The organism is Streptomyces lacaronensis, assembly GCF_047337785.1.
Lineage (GTDB): Bacteria > Actinomycetota > Actinomycetes > Streptomycetales > Streptomycetaceae > Streptomyces > Streptomyces lycopersici.
Window position 1 is genome coordinate 1,676,046 of the sequence record NZ_JBLHDK010000003.1, and the last position, 16,638, is coordinate 1,692,683.

The following is a 16,638-nucleotide window of genomic DNA, read 5'->3' on the forward strand; positions in this document are numbered from 1 at the left end:
GCAGTGAAGTTCGGCGTATCCACGTTCGTCACCGACCAGGGCATCCGGCCCGCTCCCTTGGGGCGGGCCCTGGAGGAGCGCGGTTTCGACGCGCTCTTCATCGCGGAGCACAGCCATATCCCGGTGGACCGCCGTACCCCCTATCCGGGCGGCGGGGACCTGCCGGAGGTCTACTACCGCACCCTCGACCCGTTCGTGACTCTGGCCGCGATCGCCACGGTCACCCGGCGTCTGCTGCTGGGGACCGGTATCGCCCTGTTGGTGCAGCGGGATCCGATCACCACGGCCAACGAAGTGGCCTCCCTCGACCTGATCTCGGACGGACGGGCCGTCTTCGGGGTCGGCGCGGGCTGGAACCGCGAGGAGATGGCGAACCACGGGACGGATCCGTCCACCCGGGGCCGGCTGATGGACGAGCGGCTGCGGGCCATCCGTGAACTGTGGACGAAGGAGAAGGCCGAGTTCCACGGGGAGTTCGTGAACTTCGACCCCGTCTTCCAGTGGCCCAAGCCGGTCCAGCGGCCGCATCCGCCGATCTATGTGGGCGGTGGCGGGGACGCCGCGTTCCGGCGGATCGCCGCCGTCGGCGACGCCTGGCTGGCCAACAGCGGATCCCCCGAGGAGCTGCGCCCGCAGATCGAGCGGATGCGCGAGGTGGCCGGCCGCGATGTGCCGGTGACGCTGTACGCGATGCCCGAGGACGCCGAGGTGGCCGAGGGGTATCAGCGCATCGGTGTGGAGCGGGCGCTGTTCTATCTGCCGACGCTGCCGGAGCCCGAGACGATCGCACGGCTGGACTCGATGGCCCGGATCGCCGCCCGGTTCCAGTGAGGTGCCGGGGATCGCGATGCCGCAGCTGACGAGCGCGCAGGCGCGGGAGCGCTTCGCACGGGCCAGGCTGGCCCGGCTGGCCACGGTCGGCGCCGAGGACCGTCCGCATCTGGTGCCGGTGGTCTTCGCGCTGACCGGCGACACGGTGGTGACGGCCGTCGACCACAAGCCGAAGCGGACGACCCGGCTGAAGCGCCTGGACAACATCCGCGCCCACCCCGCCGTATGCCTCCTGGTGGACGACTACGACGAGAACTGGGACCACCTGTGGTGGGCGCGCGCCGACGGCACTGCCCGCGTCCTGCCACCGGCCGACGAGTCGCCGGTGTCCGCGGACCACGTCCGGCTGCTCGTGGACACCTACCCGGCCCAGTACCGGGACCGGCCGCCGCGCGGGCCGGTCGTGGAGATCACCGTCGGGCGGTGGAGCGGCTGGCGGGCCGGATGAGCCCGCTCGCCCCTGCGCGGGTCAGCGCGCGGAATCCGCCATCCTCGCGAACTCGCTGCCCAGCTGGGACATGGCGTGGCCGTACTCCTCGGCGGAGACGGCCTCCCGGAGTGTGGCGAGGACCGCCCGGACACCCCGGTCGGCCTCCGGTTCGGACAGCCCGGTGCGCATGTGCACCCTGCGGACCGACTCCTCGGGGTCGAAGATCTCCATCTCCCCCGGTCCGCGCCGAAGGGACTCCCGGAGGTGTCCTGGCAGCTCCTGGGCGAGCTCGCGGGCCTCGCCCGCGCTCAGGCGGGCCGCCAGGGTCTCGAGCGTGGCGCGCGTGACATCCGCCGCCTCCTGCCGTGACAGCTGGGTGCGGTCCGCCACCGTCTGGAAGAACTCCCGGTCGTCCATGCGGGCCTCCCTATGACGCGCACCAGCACATGGCCTCACCACCACCTTGCCATGCGGTTCCACCGCCCGCGAGGCGCTGGAACCGGCACGGAGGGACGATGGATCTGTGGGCTACGGCCATCGTGTCCCCCCGAGGAGGTGGACGATCATGACTTACTCCTCCGACAGTCCGCATGGCGCCGGGCAGCCGAGCGAGGAACCCTACGGCCGGCCGGGAGAACGGCCCTCCGAAGAGGGCAGCCCGTACGCCACGATGCAGAACATGCTGTCCAACACCACCTGGCAGGTGCTGGTGACCGCGGGTCTGGTGGCGATCGCGCTCGGGATCATGGTGCTGGCGTGGCCGGGTCCCTCCCTGGTGGTGATCGGCGCCCTGTTCGGCGCGTATCTGCTGATCAGCGGGATCTTCCAGCTGGCCGGGGCCTTCGGTTCGCATATTCCGAGGCATCTGCGGGTGCTGAGTTTCGTCACCGGCGCGCTGAGCGTGCTGCTGGGACTGCTCTGCTTCCGGGGACCGGCCCAGTCGATTCTGCTGCTCGCGCTGTGGATCGGCTTCGCCTGGCTGATCCGGGGCGTGATGCAGACCGCCATGGCGATCTCCGGTGAGGGCCTGCCCGCCCGGGGCTGGCAGGTGTTCCTCGGTCTGCTCACCATCCTGGGCGGGATCATCCTGATCGTGGCGCCCTTCGGCTCGATCACGGCGCTCACCGTGGTGGCCGGTATCTGGCTGCTCGCGCTGGGCATCATCGAGATCATGCACGGCATCCAGCTGCGCACCAGTCTCGGCGGACCCGGTGCCCCGCGCGCCGAGCACCGGGGAATGCACTTCCCCCGCTTCCGCTCGCAGCCGCATCCTCAGGCGTAGCCCGGCCGCCGCGACGGCCGTGAGTGGCCGTCGCGGCGGACGCGGACGATCAGATCAGGGGCTCCGGCTCGGGAATGGATGGCGGCGTGGGGTGTGTCAGCGGGTCTGCACCCACCACGCCATCAGGCCGATGGCCGCGGTGCCGCACGCATACGAGGCACCCCGGACGAAGTTGGCGGCGGCGAGTCGGCCGTATCGACGCCATCTGCTGCTGGAACGGCTGGGTACCGGCGGGCGAACCTCCATGGTGTGCATATGGAGCCCCTTTCGCGAGCGTACGGACAGTGACTGTCCGACACGAGGGAACGACGCGCTGGAGAAAGCATACAAAAGTGTGAACTTGCTCCATGCATCGGACTCGCCGAAAAAATTCCTTTCGACACGATTTCAGGATGTCGGCGCTCAGTGGGTTTTGGCGGTCGCGGGGACGGTGCGGGTGGCGGTGTTCCAGCCCGAGATCCGTACCGAGGGGGCCGAACCACCCAGGTCCGCCGTGCGATAGGTGGCGGTGAGCGTCACCGACTCGCCCGGCCACAGGCTCACCTCGTTGTCCGACCAGCGAATGGGCAGGACCGGCTTGCCCGAGCCGTTCACCAGATGGGCGTCCACGAGCAGTGCCGGTGTGCGCCCACTCCCGGTGTTGCGCAGGGTGACGGTCGTGGTGGTGGTGGTGGAGTCCGGTCCGCCGGTCGTGGTGGCGGTGGCGGACACCGGCGCCTCGGCCATGTCGTCGAGCCCGGTCAGATCCGCGTACGAGGTGGTGGGGGTGTAGTACCAGTCGGTGTTGTCCCAGTCGAGCACGTCCTTCTCGGTGGAGAGCCAGTACACATTGCGGCTGACCTCCTTGCCCGCTCCATCGGTGAGCTGGAGCTTGACCAGATAGGCGCCGGACAGCCCGCTCACATCGGCCGGGACGGTGAGCGCGGTGGCCTTGCCACCGTCGCCCGGCACCCGGAGGCCGGTGGCGCTCTTGTCGAACTTCCGGGTGCCGTCGGGGGTGTAGAGGCTGACCCGGGCGGTGAGACCGGTGGCGGCGGCGTGTTCGCTGTTGACCACGACCACCGAGCGGGAGTCGTAGGAGTACTGGATATGCAGCGGCTCATTGGCCTTCTTGGCGCCGTAGTAGGCCCCGCCCTGGTCCGAGAAGCGGTCGAAGAGCTGCCAGTGGAGCGAGGTCCAGCCGCTGTTGAGCATCCAGTGGACGACACCGGTGGCGGGCCGGGAGGTGTCGGAGAAGTTGCGCGCGTACGCCTCGAACTGGGCGCGCACCGCCTCGTACCGCGCCAGCCCGGCCTTGCGCACGTAGTCCGTCAGCCCGGTCGGCTTTCCGTAGCGGCCGATCAGCGCGTTGTCGAACAGCTTGAGGTCGCCGAAGGTGGCGGACGGGGAACGGTGGTACTGCTTGGCCGACGGATCCCGCCAGAGGGTTTCCAGTTCGCTCGGGGACATCATGCGGCGGAGCGTGTCCAGGGTGGGGATGTCGGGTCCGGCGCTGGTCTCGGAGTTGAAGCCGGTGGCGCCGCCCTCGCGCTTGGCGTACCAGTAGTCCGGCGGGACCCAGTCATAGGGACCGGTCATCTTCATGCCGGACTTCCCCAGCCGCGGGGAGGACTTGGCGGAGGCGGCGGGGATCACCGGGTTCGGCCAGTCGGCGGCTTCGAGGGCGTCCAGGTAGTTCTTCTCGATGGTGGCGTCGGGGGCGAAGTCGCTGCCGATGAGGAAGGAGATGACGCTGGGGTGGTCGCGCAGCCGCGCGGCCTCGGCGGTCATCGAGTCCTTGGCGACCGGGTAGTCGGCGGGGGTCCACTTCTCCCCCGTCTCATCGCCGTTGACCTGGCCCTCCCACTTGTCGCAGCACTCCCAGCCGGGGAGGGTGAGGATGCCGTAGCGGTCGGCGAGGTCGAAGAACTCGTCCGGTTCGATATGGCCTTCGAGGCGGACGGTGTTCAACCCCAGGTCGAGGGTGTACTTCAGCCGGTCCTCCACCGAGCGGGCGTCCCAGCGCAGAAACACATCGGGGGACCAGCCGCCCGCCTTGATCAGCAGCGGGCGTCCGTTGATGCGGTACTGGCGGGCACCGTCGGCGTTCAGTGGCGCCTTGACGTCGCGGATGCCGAAGCTGTGATGGGCGGTGTCGGAGGGGGTGCCCGAGACGGTGGCGGTGAGGTCGAGGTCGTACAGCGGCTGGTCGCCCATCCCGGCGGGCCACCACACCTTGGGCCGGTCCAGGCGCAGTTGGGGGAAGTCGGCGGGGGTGAAGGTGACGGCCTCGGTCTCGTGCGGGGCGAGCGAAACCGTGCGGCTGATGGCCGCGGGGCCGGCCGTGCCGGAGACCGTGGCGGTGACCGACGAGGCGGAGTCGTTCCGGAGCCGCGCCTTGACGGTGAGCTCGGCGGAGGCGAGCGATTCGGTGTCCAGCCGGGTCGTCACATGCGCGTCGCGCAGGGCCACCGGGCCGCCACGGCGCACCAGCACATCGCGGACGATGCCCATGTTCTCGTCGGGCGGGGGCTGCAGCCAGTCGATCCAGCCCATCGTGAGGTTCCTGCGCGGATCGTTGGGCTGGACGCGGAACGCCACCGTATTGGTCCCCGCCCTGGCCAGGTCGGTGACGTCCAGCTCATGTTGGGTGTACGCACCGGCGATCCGGTCCTTGGTGGCCACCTGGACGCCGTTGACATACACATCGGCGGCGGACACCACACCGCTGACGTCCAGATAGGTGCGGCGGGAGGGGTCGGCCACGGTGAAATCGCCGCGGTACCACCAGGGGACGGTGAAGTCGGCCGCGGGGATCTTCTCGAGGTTGGTCGAGTAGAACGGATCCGGGTACGCACCGGCCGCGAGCAGCCCGGCGAGCACCGTCGACCGGGGCCCCACCGAGTGCCAGCCGGACGCGGGGTAGCCGGGGGTGGAGATGGCCGCGGGGGTGTCGGACACCTTGGCCGAGGACTGCGTGGCGAAGCCCGCGAGCGGGGTCGCGGTGCCGGGGGCCGCACCCACCCGGGTCACCGGGGTCGGGCCGCCCGCCGCCGGTCCGCCGCGCGGGGGCGCGGCGCCCGTGGTGAGGGAGACGGTGAGGAGCAGGCCGCCGACCGCGAGCGAGGCGGTCAGCGCGCGTCGGACGCGGGCTCGCGCCCGCCGCCGGAATGGTGCCGGACGGAGGACCACGGATGTCTCCCTGAGGGCAGGCAGAGCATTGGTTAAGTAGGTTTCCTAACAACCAACGGACCGTAGAGAGCTGAGCGCGCCATGTCAACCAGCCCCGCGGGGAAATAGCCCTTCCGGGCGCACAGTGCGCATGCGGAAGGGCCGGGCCCGGAGCGCTGGCGCTCCGCGCCCGGCCCCCGCGCCCGGCCCCGCGCCTCGTTCAGGCGTGCCAGCGCAGCACCGCGCCCAGGCCCCCGGCCGGCCCCTGGAGCCCCTCGGGCACCACCAGCACCTCGGTGTCGGCCACCGTCGCGGACCGCATCAGCGCGTCGTCCGCGCGGGCTGGTTCGGGTGTTCTGACGCCCATGGCGCGCGCCTGGGAGCGCTGCACGGCCACCTGATCGGCGTCCGGCCCGATCCACACCTCATGGCGCATATCGCCCCCCGCGTGCCCCAGCAGCAGCGTGGCCGCCTGGTGGCGGCGCATGGCCTCCACCACCGCCGGTACGCCCTCCGCCGCACCGCTGCTCGGCGGCCCGGTGCCGTCGTGTCCGCCCAGGGCCGGTCCGCCGGGGCGGCCCCGCCCGGCGCGGAAGAGATCGAGGACCGTCTCCAGATGGGCGCGGGCGTACTCCGCCCGGGCGTGGTCGATCTCCGCGTTCAGCCGCTCGGAGCAGCCGGCGGCCCTGCTGCCGTGGCGGGTCTCCTCCGTCCTGGCCCGCAGCGGCTCGGGCAGCCGGTCGCGTACGGCCCGGCGCTCGCGCGGATCACCGGCCAGGATCAGCAGGTCGGCATCGGTGTCCGTCCACTGCCGCATCAGCTCGTCGGCCACGCGGTCGGCGGTCTGCTCCCAGGTGTTCCCGACCCGGTTGCGGTAGTGCCACTCGTAGCGGTCGGCGGGCACCGACCGATGGCCCCGGCCATGTGCTCTGCGGCCCCCGGCGCGCCCCGCCGGGCGGGCACCGGTGTCGTCCCGCAACTCCAGATCGGCCCCCGCCTGGTCGACGAAGGCCACCAGACAGGCCGGCCACTCACCACGGAACGCGGCCAGCGGCGCCACTCGCGGCAGCATCGACCAGGACGTCACCACGTCGATCGGGGACGTGGCCAGCGGCAGGTCGAGCACCACCTCGCCGTCCGTGGCGAACAGCGCCCGCCCCGCGGACGCCCTGGCCCATTGCTCACCGGCCAGCCGCTCGATCACCGCGTCACAGGTGGCGCGGTCGGCGCCCTGGCCGGTCAGCTGATCCGCCACGAACCGCTCCCGCAGCCTGCGCCGCCTGGGCGCGTCCTCCGTACTGCGGGAAGTGTCCATGTACACGCCCGCCCATGGACCAGGGCGGTCGAACAACGGCTTCAGGAATCCAACGTCCATGACCTCCCCCAAACCCGGGGAAACATACGGAAGAAACCGGTCGACCCGACTCGCGCGGATCGCCGTTTCGCTCCTGACACCAGGATCCCTCCACCTCACCGGGATCGCCAGGGCCGACTAAAATCGCTGTTATGGCTCGCTCCAACGAGGAGGTCGAAGCCCTCCTGCGCGAATACGCCGATCTGCTCCTGATCACGGGCGGGGACGCGTACCGGGCGCGTGCGTACGAGAAGGCCGCCCGGGCGATCGGCGGCCACGCGGCCGACATCTCGCAGTTCGACGCGAAGGCGCTGCGGGACATCCCCAATGTGGGCCGGTCGATCGCCGACAAGGTGGTCGAGTACCTGCACACCGGGACCATGCCCGCCGTCGAGGAGGCGCGCGCCGCGATCCCGGCCGGGGTGCGGGAGCTGACCGCCATCCCGGCGCTCGGGCCGAAGAAGGCCATGATCCTCTACGAGGAACTGGAGATCTCCTCGATCGACCAGCTGGCCCAGGCCATCGAGGACCACCAGCTGCGCGACCTCAAGGGCTTCGGGCCGAAGTCCGAGGAGAACATCCTGCACGGCATCGGGCTGATGCGTGCGGCGGGCAGCCGCATCCCGCTCGACGAGGCCATGGACGTGGCCGATGACATCGTCTCCGCCCTGTCCAAGGTGCCCGGCTGCCGGCGGTGCGCGTACGCCGGGTCGCTGCGCCGGATGAGGGAGACCGTGGGCGATGTGGACATCCTGGTGGCGGCGGAGGAGTCCGGCCCGTTCATGGAGGCGTTCACCCGGCTGCCGCTGGCCTCCGAGGTGATCGCCCACGGCCAGAAGAAGACCTCGATCCGCACCTCGAAGGGGCTCCAGGTGGATCTGCGGGTCCTGCCGCTGGACTCCTGGGGCGCGGGACTGCTCTACTTCACCGGCTCCAAGGCGCACAACATCCGCATCCGCGCGATCGCGGTGCGCCATGGCCTCAAACTCTCCGAGTACGGCCTCTTCGAGACCAAGAGCGGCAAGACCATCGCCTCACGGAGCGAGGAGGACGTCTACGCCCGGCTCGGCATGGACTGGATCCCGCCGGCGCTGCGGGAGGACCGCGGCGAGGTCAAGGCGGCCCTCGAAGGGCAACTCCCCCGGCTGGTCGAGGAGTCCGACCTCCGGGGCGATCTGCACACCCACACCAACCTCACCGACGGGCTGGAACCGCTGGAGGACATGATCGCCAAGGCGGAGCGGCGCGGCTACGCGTACTACGCCATCACCGATCACGCGCCCAAGCTGTATATGCAGCAGATGACCGAGGAGAAGATGCTGGCCCAGCGGGAGCGGGTGCGCGCACTCGACCGGGGGCGCGGCCGCGGGGACACCAGGCTGCTGCACGGTGTGGAGCTGAACATCGACGCCGACGGGGACGTGGACTGGCCGCCCGAGTTCCTCGAGGACTTCGACCTGTGCGTGGCCTCCGTGCACACCCAGTTCGCCCTGGACCGCAAGGCCATGACCCGGCGGCTGGTGAGGGCCTGCGAGAACCCCCACGTGCATGTCATCGGCCATCCGACCACCCGGCTGATCGGCAAACGGCCCGGTATCGACGCCGACTTGGACGAGGTGTTCGCCGCCTGCGCCCGCTCCGGCACCGCGCTGGAGATCAACGCACATCCGGACCGGCTCGATCTGTCGGACGAGAACATCCTGCGGGCCAAGTCGCACGGGGTGGTGTTCGCCCTGGACAGCGACGCCCACTCGACCCGGGATCTGGACAACATGCGGTACGGGGTGGGCATGGCCCAGCGGGGCTGGCTGACCCCGGACGATGTCATCAACACCTGGCCGCTCACCCGGCTGCGGCGTTTTCTGCGCAAGAACTCGGGGCACCAGCCCCCAACATGACCACTTCCGAACCGGACCGCTCCTACCCCGCCCGTCAGGCTCCCGGCGCCGAAACCCTCGCCGAGCTGGACGCACGGGTCATCGACTGCCGTGCCTGCCCCCGGCTGGTCCAGTGGCGGGAGGAGGCCGCCCGCACCAAGCGCCGGGCCTACGCCGACTGGGAGTACTGGGGGCGGCCGGTGCCCGGGTTCGGGCCACCGGACGCCGGGGTGGCGATCGTGGGGCTCGCACCGGCCGCCCACGGTGGAAACCGCACGGGCCGGATGTTCACCGGCGACCGCGCCGGTGACTTCCTGTACGCCGCGCTGTACGACCTGGGGCTGGCCAGCCAGCCGACCGCCACCCACCGCGGCGACGGTCTGGAGCTGTACGGGGTCAGGATCACCTCCCCGGTGCACTGCGCCCCGCCCGCCAACCGCCCCACCCCCGAGGAGCGGGACACCTGCCGCTCGTGGCTGGCCCGGGAGCTGCGGCTGCTACGGCCGACGCTGCGGACCGCGGTGGTGCTCGGCGCGTTCGGCTGGCAGGCCGTGATGCCCGCCCTGGAGGCGGCCGGATGGGCCGTGCCCCGGCCCCGGCCGGTGTTCGGCCACGGCGCGCGGGTCACCCTGCGGGCGGCCGACGACGGGCCGCCGCTCACGCTCTTCGGCTGCTACCACGTGAGCCAGCAGAACACCTTCACCGGACGGCTCACTCCGGCCATGCTGCGCGAGGTACTCGGCGCGGCGGCGGAGGCGGCGGGGGTGCCGGTCTCCGGCTAGCCGGGAGGGTGGTCGTGGGAAGGGGAGGCCCCGGGCACTGGGGCAGGAGGGCGCCCGGGACCTCGTTCATGGGGTGGGCCGGATCAGTTGAGACCCTGGCCCGCGACGCTGCCGGTGTCACCGGCCCCGGCAGCGGCACCGGCGTCACCGGCGCCCGCGTCACCGGCGCCCGCGGCGTCTCCGGCGCCACCGGCCGCGTCACCGGCACCACCGGCCGCGTCGCCAGCACCACCGGTTGCGTCACCGGCACCGCCCGCCGCGTCGTCACCGGCACCACCGGCCGCGTCACCGCCACCGGCGCCGCCGCCGTCCGCGCCGATGACCGCGCCGGTGGCCTCCAGGGCGGCGGTCACCGGCTGGAAGAACGTCTCGCCGCCCTGGGTGCAGTCGCCGCTGCCGCCGGACGTCAGCCCGACCGCCGCGTCCTCGGCGAACATCGCGCCACCGCTGTCGCCGGGCTCGGCGCACACATCGGTCTGGATGAGGCCGTTGACGATGTCGCCGTTGCCGTAGTTCACCGTGGCGTTGAGGCCGGTGACCGTGCCGTCGGTGACTCCGGTCGTGGAGCCGGAGCGCTGCACCTTCAGGCCCACGCTCGCCTCGACGGCGCGCCCGATCTCCTGGGTGTTGCCGTTCTGGAGGTCGACCGTGCTGGACGGCTGGGTGGTGGCGTCGTCGTACATCACCAGCGCGAAGTCGTTCTCGGGGAACTTGGAGTCCTGCACCGTGCCCACCTGCTCGGCCCCCGCCTCGTCCGAGGTCCAGGTCTGGGATTCGTTGCCGCAGTGGCCCGCGGTCAGGAAGCCCGGCGCGCCGTCGACGCTGACGTTGAAGCCCAGGGAACAGCGGGCGCCACCACCGAAGATGGCATCGCCGCCGTCGAGCCCACCGGCCGCGGCGTCCCCGGCGTCACCCGCACCGCCCGCGGCATCACCGGCGCCACCCGCACCGGCGTCACCCGCACCGCCCGCCGCACCGGCGGCGTCCCCGGCGCCCGCGTCATCCGCGTCGCCCGCCGCGTCCCCGGCGCTCGCGCCGCCGTTGTCGCCGGGCTGGGCCGCCTCCTCGCCGTCGAACTTCTTGAACTCGCCCTCACTGCGCTTGACACTGACCGTGCCCGCCATCTGGCCCGTGGCCTTGGTCAGCGTGTCCCACTTCGTGCCGGTCACCGTCCGGTCGGCGGTCACCTGGACCTTGTTGGTGACCGGGTCGATCGACCAGGCGGTGCCGGGCACCGACGCGTCGCTGCTCAGCGTCTGGGTGGCGGCCTTCAGATCGGCCATGCTGTTCTGGACGACCTTCGCCACGGCGCCCTTGGCCCGGACGGACTCGGCGGAGTCCTCGTCCACCACGTTCATGACCAGCTGGCGGTTGCCGTTGTCGTAGTACCAGCCCGCGCCGTTGTCACCGAGGTCCGAGGCGAGACTCCTCGCGAGCTTCACCGCGGCCGGAGACGAGAAGGTCTTGGCGCCCGACGTCTCGTCCGGGTTCGCGTTCGCGTTGGGCAGCAGAATGGCGGCTGCCCCGAGCGCGGTGATGGCGGCTCCGGAAATGGCGAGGGTCCGCTTGTTCACACGTCGGTGGCTCAACTCACTGACCTCCAGTCGGGGATGCGCGGCAGGCGTGTGCGGAGCGCTTGCCGCGTCCCGCCACGCCCCCGCGCGGGGCCACCACGTCGTACGTGGACGCGTTCGCCCCGCTCTCACCCGTACTCAAGGTCTGATGAAAGGCTGCGCCGAACGATCCGGACCGGTAGGCTCCGCCGGTTCGGCCGACCGTCTTGACACCTGCGGCGGGCTGCTCCCCTCCCCGCCCCTTCCCACAACTGGGGCTCCGCCCCAGACCCCGGGGGGTACAGGGGCGGAGCCCCACCATGCGGCGGACGCCCCGTAGCCAGGGACACCCCCTAGCCGACCCCTAGCCGCGCTCGGCGGCCTCGGCCTGGGCGCGCAGCTCCCACACCTCGCCGAGCGCCATCCGCTCTGCCTCGGCGGGGGAACCGCCGGTGTCCTCGAAGTGGTCGACGTACGCGCCGATGAACTCCTGCCAGCGGTGGTTGGCCGGGTCCTCGTCCAGCGCCGCCATCGCGGCCGCGAAGTTCTCGCAGTCCACGAGGTGGAAGAGATGGCGTCCGCTGCGCCAGATCCGCCAGTTGGTGATCCCGGCCCGGCGCAGCGCCGCCAGCAGGTCCTCCGGGACCGTGGCGTGCACCTGCTCATAACCGGACTCCTGGCCCTCCTTGAGAACCGAGTGCAACGCCACCCGCATCGGCGCTCCTCCTTCTTCCGCTGCTTCCGTCGCCAGGCGGCCACGGCGGCCGCCCGTCAACGATCCATGATGCAGCCCCGGCGCGGTGCCGTCGTTCTCGCTGCCGGACGCGGCGACGGCGCCGTGGTTCGCGGCGTACGCGGCCGCCGCCCGGTCGGTGTCCCACGTCGCCTGGGCGGCGGTTGCGGTGGAGTGCGAGGCGGGTGTGGCGAGGGCCCGGCCCGTGGTCAGCACCGCCACCGTGGCCAGGGTGGCGAGGGCGCTCAGCAGAATGCGGGGGTACGGGATGGCATGCGGCTCTCCTCGATGAGGTCGTGGGGGTGCACGTGTGGTGCCGATGGGTGTTCGTGCCGAAATGCTGATGTGCCGTAGTGCCGATGTGCTTTGCGTAGTGGCTGTGTGCCGCGGGCGGAATTTTCCCCTCCCCGCCCCTTCCCGCTACCAGGGGCTCCGCCCCTGGACCCCGGGGTCTGGAGCGGAGCCCCGCCACGCGGCGGAGCCGCATATCGATGCTGCGGGAAGGCGCGTAAAGGCGAACAGCCCGCCAACCGCGCCCGCCACAGGGGCGTCGCCCCGGGTCCGAGACCCGGTTCTGAACCCCCGGCCCAGGACCCGAGGCAGACCCCCGGCCGAGGCCCGGAGCAAAACCCCCGGCCCGGGACCCCGGGGCAGAACCCCCCTGCCCGAGGCCCGAGCAAATCCCCGGCCCGGGACCCGGGACAGAACCCCCGCCCGAGGTTCGGAGCAACCCCCGGTCCGGACCTGGGGCAGAACCCCCGGCCCGAAGCCCGAGGCAGACCCCGGCCGAGGCCCGGAGCAAAACCCCCGGCCCGAGGCCCGGGACAGAACCCCCGCCCGAGGTTCGGAGCAACCCCCGGTCCGGACCTGGGGCAGAACCCCCGGCCCGAAGCCCGAGGCAGACCCCGGCCGAGGCCCGGGACAGAACCCCCGCCCGAGGTTCGGAGCAACCCCCGGTCCGGACCTCGGGCAGAACCCCCTGCCCGAGGCCCGAGCAAAACCCCGACCCGGGACCCGGGACCGAGCCCCCGGCCCGGGTCTGGCGCGAATGCACCCGGACCGGGCCATGGAGCGAATGCCCCCGGACCGGGCCATGGAGCGAATGCCCCCGAACCGGGGCCTGGAGCGAATGCCCCCGAACCGGGGCCTGGAGCGGAGGCCCCCGAACCGGGGTCTGGGGCGGAGGCCCCCGATGCGGGGTCTGGGGCGGAGGCCCCCGATGCGGGGTCTGGGGCGGAGGCCCCCGATGCGGGGTCTGGGGGCGGAGGCCCCAGTTTCGGGGAGGGGCGGGGAGGGGAACAAGCTCGCCGCAGGCGTCAAGGCCCCTCGGGCACCGCCTAGGCGGCGCGGCGAGCCCGGCCCCGGTGGTCGCGGATGATCTGCGCGTAGCGGTGGCCGGTCCCCTTGATGGTGCGGACCTGGGTGCGGTAGTCGACGTGGACGAGGCCGAAGCGCTTGTCGTAGCCGTAGGCCCACTCGAAGTTGTCCAGTAGCGACCAGGCGAAGTACCCGGCCAGCGGCGCACCCTTGCGGACCGCCGAGGCGCAGGCCGCGAGGTGCTGGACGAGGTAGTCCTGGCGCTCGGGGTCGTCCACGGTCCCGTCCGGCCGTACGACATCGGGGTAGGCGGAGCCGTTCTCGGTGACGTACAGCTTGCGGGCGCCGTATTCGCCGGTCAGGCGCAGCAGCAGGGTTTCGATGCCACCGGCGTCGACCTCCCAGTCCATGCCCGTGCGGGGGACGTCCGGGCGCCGGACGGCGCGTGCGTGGGGGGCCGGGCCGGTGGGGTCGTCGGTGGCGGTGGCCGGGAAGTAGTAGTTCAGGCCCAGCCAGTCCAGGGGGGCGGCGATGGTGTCCAGGTCGCCGGGGCGCTCCGGCAGTTCGACCCCGTACACCTCACGCATGTCGGCGGGGAAGCCACGGCCGTGCACCGGGTCCAGCCACCAGCGGTTGGTGTGGCCGTCCATGCGCCGCGCGGCGGCCTGGTCCTCCGGCCGTTCGGTGGCCGCCTCCACGGTGTTGAGGTTGTTGACGATGCCGACCTCGGCTCGTGGCGCGGCGGCCCGGATCGCCTGGGCGGCGAGGCCGTGGCCGAGCAGCAGGTGGTACGAGGCGCGGACCGCCGCGGTCAGATCGGTGAGCCCGGGCGCCATCATGCCCTCGAGGTGGCCGATCCAGGCCGAGCACAGCGGCTCGTTGAGGGTGGTCCAGTGGCGCACCCGGTCGCCGAGGCGGTCGGCCACCACCGAGGCGTACGCGGCGAAGTGCTCCGCGGTGTCGCGCTCGGGCCAGCCGCCCCGGTCCTGGAGCACCTGGGGCAGGTCCGAGTGGTACAGGGTGGCGGACGGGGTGATGCCCGCCTCCAGCAGGCCGTCGATCAGCTCGTCGTAGAAGGCCAGGCCCTTGGCGTTGACCGGGCCGTCGCCGCCCGGCACCACGCGTGGCCAGGCGATGGACAGCCGGTAGGCGTTGGTGCCCAGCCGCTTCATCAGCCCGATGTCCTGACGCCAGCGGTGGTAGTGGTCGCAGGCCACATCGCCGTGGTCGTCGCCCGCCACCTTGCCGGGGGTGTGCGAGAACGTGTCCCAGATCGAGGGCGACCGTCCGTCCTCGGCGACGGCTCCCTCTACCTGGTAGGCGGAGGTGGCCGTGCCCCACAGGAAGTCATGCGGGAAGGCTGTGAGGTCCAGGAGTTCGGACACGTACGTCCTTTCAGAGGTGGGGAGGCCAGAGGTGGGAACGTCAGAGGTGGGAACGTCAGAGGTGGGAAGGCCGGTCACTTCACGGCTCCGGCGGTGAGCCCGGCCACGAGATAGCGCTGCAGCAGCAGGAAGCCCGCGACCACGGGGACACTGACGACGAGCGAGGCGGCCATGACCTGGTTCCAGTACACCTCGGTCTGGGTCGCGTAGCCCTGGAGGCCCACGGCGAGGGTGCGGGTGGTGTCGTTGGTCATCACCGACGCGAAGAGCACCTCACCCCAGGCGGTCATGAACGCGTAGACGGCGACGGCGACGATGCCGGGGATCGCGGCCGGGACGACGACCCGGAACAGCGCGCCCAGCGGTCCGCAGCCGTCCACCAGCGCCGCCTCGTCCAGATCGCGTGGCACCGAGTCGAAGTACCCGATGAGCATCCAGATCGAGAACGGCAGCGAGAAGGTGAGGTAGGTGAGGATGAGGCCGCCCCGGGAGCCGAAGAGGGCGATGCCGGTGGCGTTGCCGATGTTCACGTAGATGAGGAACAGCGGCAGCAGGAAGAGGATCCCGGGGAACATCTGGGTGGACAGGACGGTGACCGTGAACACCCGCTTGCCCCGGAACCGGTACCGGCTGACCGCGTACGCCGCGAACACGGCGATCACCACGGAGCAGACGGTCGCCGCGCCCGCCACGATGGCCGAGTTCATGAAGTACTTGGCGAGCGGCACCGTCGACCAGATGTCGATGTAGGGGCGGATGGTCAGCCCGCTCGGCAGCCAGCGGAACGTCCCCGAGACGTCCTCCAGTGGCTTCAGGGAGCTGGAGACCATGACGTACACCGGCAGCAGCACGAATCCGGTGAGCAGGGTGAGGAAGATCCGGCGGGCCCAGAGGAAGGACCGGGGGGCGGCCATGGGTGAGCGGGGCCGCGCCGGGGAGGTGCTAGACATCGGCCGTCTTCCTTCGTCGGGAGGTCAGCAGGAGGTACAGGCCCGTCACCACGAGCAGGAAGAGCAGCAGCAGGACGGACATGGCGGACCCGGTGCCGAAGTTCCAGGTGGCGAACGTCGTCTGGTAGACGTGGATCGAGATGAGGTCCGCGGCCTCCGGCGCTGCCTTGCCGAACAGCACATACGGGGTGTTGAAGTCGTTGAACGTCCACAGGAACAGCACCAGCGCCAGCACCTGGTTGACCGGGCGCAGCGAGGGCAGGGTGATGCGGCGGATCTGCTGCCACATCCCGGCGCCGTCGAGGGCGGCCGCCTCGTAGAGCTCCTTGGGGATGTTCTGGAGTCCGGCCATGACGACGAGGAACGCGAACGGCCAGCCCTTCCACACCGACACGGTGAGCAGGGCGATGAAGCTGTTGTCGCCGATGAGCCAGAACGAGGGCTTGTCGGTGAGGCCCAACTGGTCGTGGAGGACGTGGTTCACCAGCCCGTTGTCATGCTGGAACATGAACGCCCAGGTGATGACGGCCGTGTAGACGGGCAGGGCGTACGGGACCAGGAACAGGGTGCGCAGCACGCCCCGGCCGCGGAAGGTGTCCTGGAGGAAGATGGCCGTGGCGGTGCCCAGCAGCCAGCACAGCCCGACGGACAGCACGGTGAAGCCGCAGGTGACCCGGAACGAGTGGAGCAGCGCCTCACCGGCCGGCGCGTTGATGTCGACCGAGATGTTGTAGTTGTCGAAGCCGGACCAGGGGGCGGCGCTCCAGTCCCGGATGGAGAACCGGGTGAGCGCCTTGAAGCTCATCAGGATGCCCATCACCATCGGCACCAGATGGACCAGGAGCTCGAGGACCAGGGCGGGCAGGAGCAGCAGATACGGCAGTCCGATGCGGCGAATCCGCCCGGGGCGGCGCGGGCCTCGCGCCGCCCCGGGGGTACTCCCCGACACGGTCCGCCGGTCTGCCTCGGCGGTGGCGGTCGTGGTGGTCATGAG

Annotated in this window: 14 protein-coding genes; 5 read left to right on the forward strand and 9 right to left on the reverse strand. The window is 71.4% G+C overall.

The window, feature by feature from the left end:
* Window positions 1–3 precede the first annotated feature (3 nt).
* Window positions 4–831, forward strand: coding sequence for an LLM class F420-dependent oxidoreductase (locus tag ACMTAK_RS07465; protein ID WP_413805443.1), 828 nt, complete (start codon window positions 4–6; stop codon window positions 829–831).
* Window positions 832–847: 16 nt separating this feature from the next.
* The gene (locus tag ACMTAK_RS07470; RefSeq protein WP_413805444.1) at window positions 848–1,279 is read left to right on the forward strand and encodes a TIGR03668 family PPOX class F420-dependent oxidoreductase; all 432 of its coding nucleotides are present in this window, start codon (window positions 848–850) and stop codon (window positions 1,277–1,279) included.
* Window positions 1,280–1,300: 21 nt separating this feature from the next.
* Here the strand turns inward: ACMTAK_RS07470 and ACMTAK_RS07475 are convergent, their stop codons facing one another.
* Complete coding sequence (locus ACMTAK_RS07475; protein ID WP_413805445.1) at window positions 1,301–1,678, reverse strand: DUF2267 domain-containing protein; 378 nt, start codon at window positions 1,676–1,678, stop codon at window positions 1,301–1,303.
* 148 nt (window positions 1,679–1,826) lie between these two features.
* Here ACMTAK_RS07475 and ACMTAK_RS07480 point away from each other — a divergent pair, with 148 nt between their 5' ends.
* On the forward strand, window positions 1,827–2,543 hold the full coding sequence (locus ACMTAK_RS07480; protein WP_413805446.1) for an HdeD family acid-resistance protein: 717 nt from the start codon (window positions 1,827–1,829) through the stop codon (window positions 2,541–2,543).
* Window positions 2,544–2,639: 96 nt separating this feature from the next.
* Here the strand turns inward: ACMTAK_RS07480 and ACMTAK_RS07485 are convergent, their stop codons facing one another.
* From ACMTAK_RS07485 to ACMTAK_RS07495, 3 genes are all read right to left on the reverse strand, one after another.
* The gene (locus tag ACMTAK_RS07485) at window positions 2,640–2,798 is read right to left on the reverse strand and encodes a hypothetical protein (RefSeq protein WP_164502469.1); all 159 of its coding nucleotides are present in this window, start codon (window positions 2,796–2,798) and stop codon (window positions 2,640–2,642) included.
* A gap of 147 nt (window positions 2,799–2,945) precedes the next feature.
* Window positions 2,946–5,714, reverse strand: a complete 2,769-nt coding sequence (locus ACMTAK_RS07490) for a glycoside hydrolase family 2 protein (protein WP_413805447.1) — start codon at window positions 5,712–5,714, stop codon at window positions 2,946–2,948.
* Window positions 5,715–5,913: 199 nt separating this feature from the next.
* Complete coding sequence (locus ACMTAK_RS07495) at window positions 5,914–7,068, reverse strand: baeRF2 domain-containing protein (protein WP_413805448.1); 1,155 nt, start codon at window positions 7,066–7,068, stop codon at window positions 5,914–5,916.
* Window positions 7,069–7,199: 131 nt separating this feature from the next.
* On the opposite strand from ACMTAK_RS07495, the gene polX reads away from it, so the two are divergent.
* A complete protein-coding gene (gene polX / locus ACMTAK_RS07500; RefSeq protein WP_413805449.1) occupies window positions 7,200–8,945 on the forward strand; it encodes a DNA polymerase/3'-5' exonuclease PolX in 1,746 nt (581 codons plus the stop codon).
* The gene (locus tag ACMTAK_RS07505) at window positions 8,942–9,706 is read left to right on the forward strand and encodes a uracil-DNA glycosylase (protein WP_413805450.1); all 765 of its coding nucleotides are present in this window, start codon (window positions 8,942–8,944) and stop codon (window positions 9,704–9,706) included. The genes polX and ACMTAK_RS07505 overlap by 4 nt, the downstream gene beginning before the upstream one ends.
* A gap of 83 nt (window positions 9,707–9,789) precedes the next feature.
* Here the strand turns inward: ACMTAK_RS07505 and ACMTAK_RS07510 are convergent, their stop codons facing one another.
* From ACMTAK_RS07510 to ACMTAK_RS07530, 5 genes are all read right to left on the reverse strand, one after another.
* Window positions 9,790–11,280: a S1 family peptidase gene (locus ACMTAK_RS07510; protein ID WP_413805451.1), complete on the reverse strand. Its 1,491-nt coding sequence runs from the start codon at window positions 11,278–11,280 to the stop codon at window positions 9,790–9,792.
* Window positions 11,281–11,623: 343 nt separating this feature from the next.
* On the reverse strand, window positions 11,624–12,214 hold the full coding sequence (locus tag ACMTAK_RS07515) for an L-rhamnose mutarotase (RefSeq protein ID WP_413805452.1): 591 nt from the start codon (window positions 12,212–12,214) through the stop codon (window positions 11,624–11,626).
* Window positions 12,215–13,329: 1,115 nt separating this feature from the next.
* Window positions 13,330–14,694 carry a GH1 family beta-glucosidase gene (locus ACMTAK_RS07520; RefSeq protein ID WP_413805453.1) on the reverse strand — a complete coding sequence of 455 codons (1,365 nt, stop codon included), beginning with the start codon at window positions 14,692–14,694 and terminating at the stop codon, window positions 13,330–13,332.
* 74 nt (window positions 14,695–14,768) lie between these two features.
* Window positions 14,769–15,644: a carbohydrate ABC transporter permease gene (locus ACMTAK_RS07525; RefSeq protein WP_078559107.1), complete on the reverse strand. Its 876-nt coding sequence runs from the start codon at window positions 15,642–15,644 to the stop codon at window positions 14,769–14,771.
* Window positions 15,637–16,635, reverse strand: coding sequence for a carbohydrate ABC transporter permease (locus ACMTAK_RS07530; protein WP_413805454.1), 999 nt, complete (start codon window positions 16,633–16,635; stop codon window positions 15,637–15,639). Before ACMTAK_RS07530 ends, ACMTAK_RS07525 begins: the two co-directional genes overlap by 8 nt.
* Window positions 16,636–16,638 lie beyond the last annotated feature (3 nt).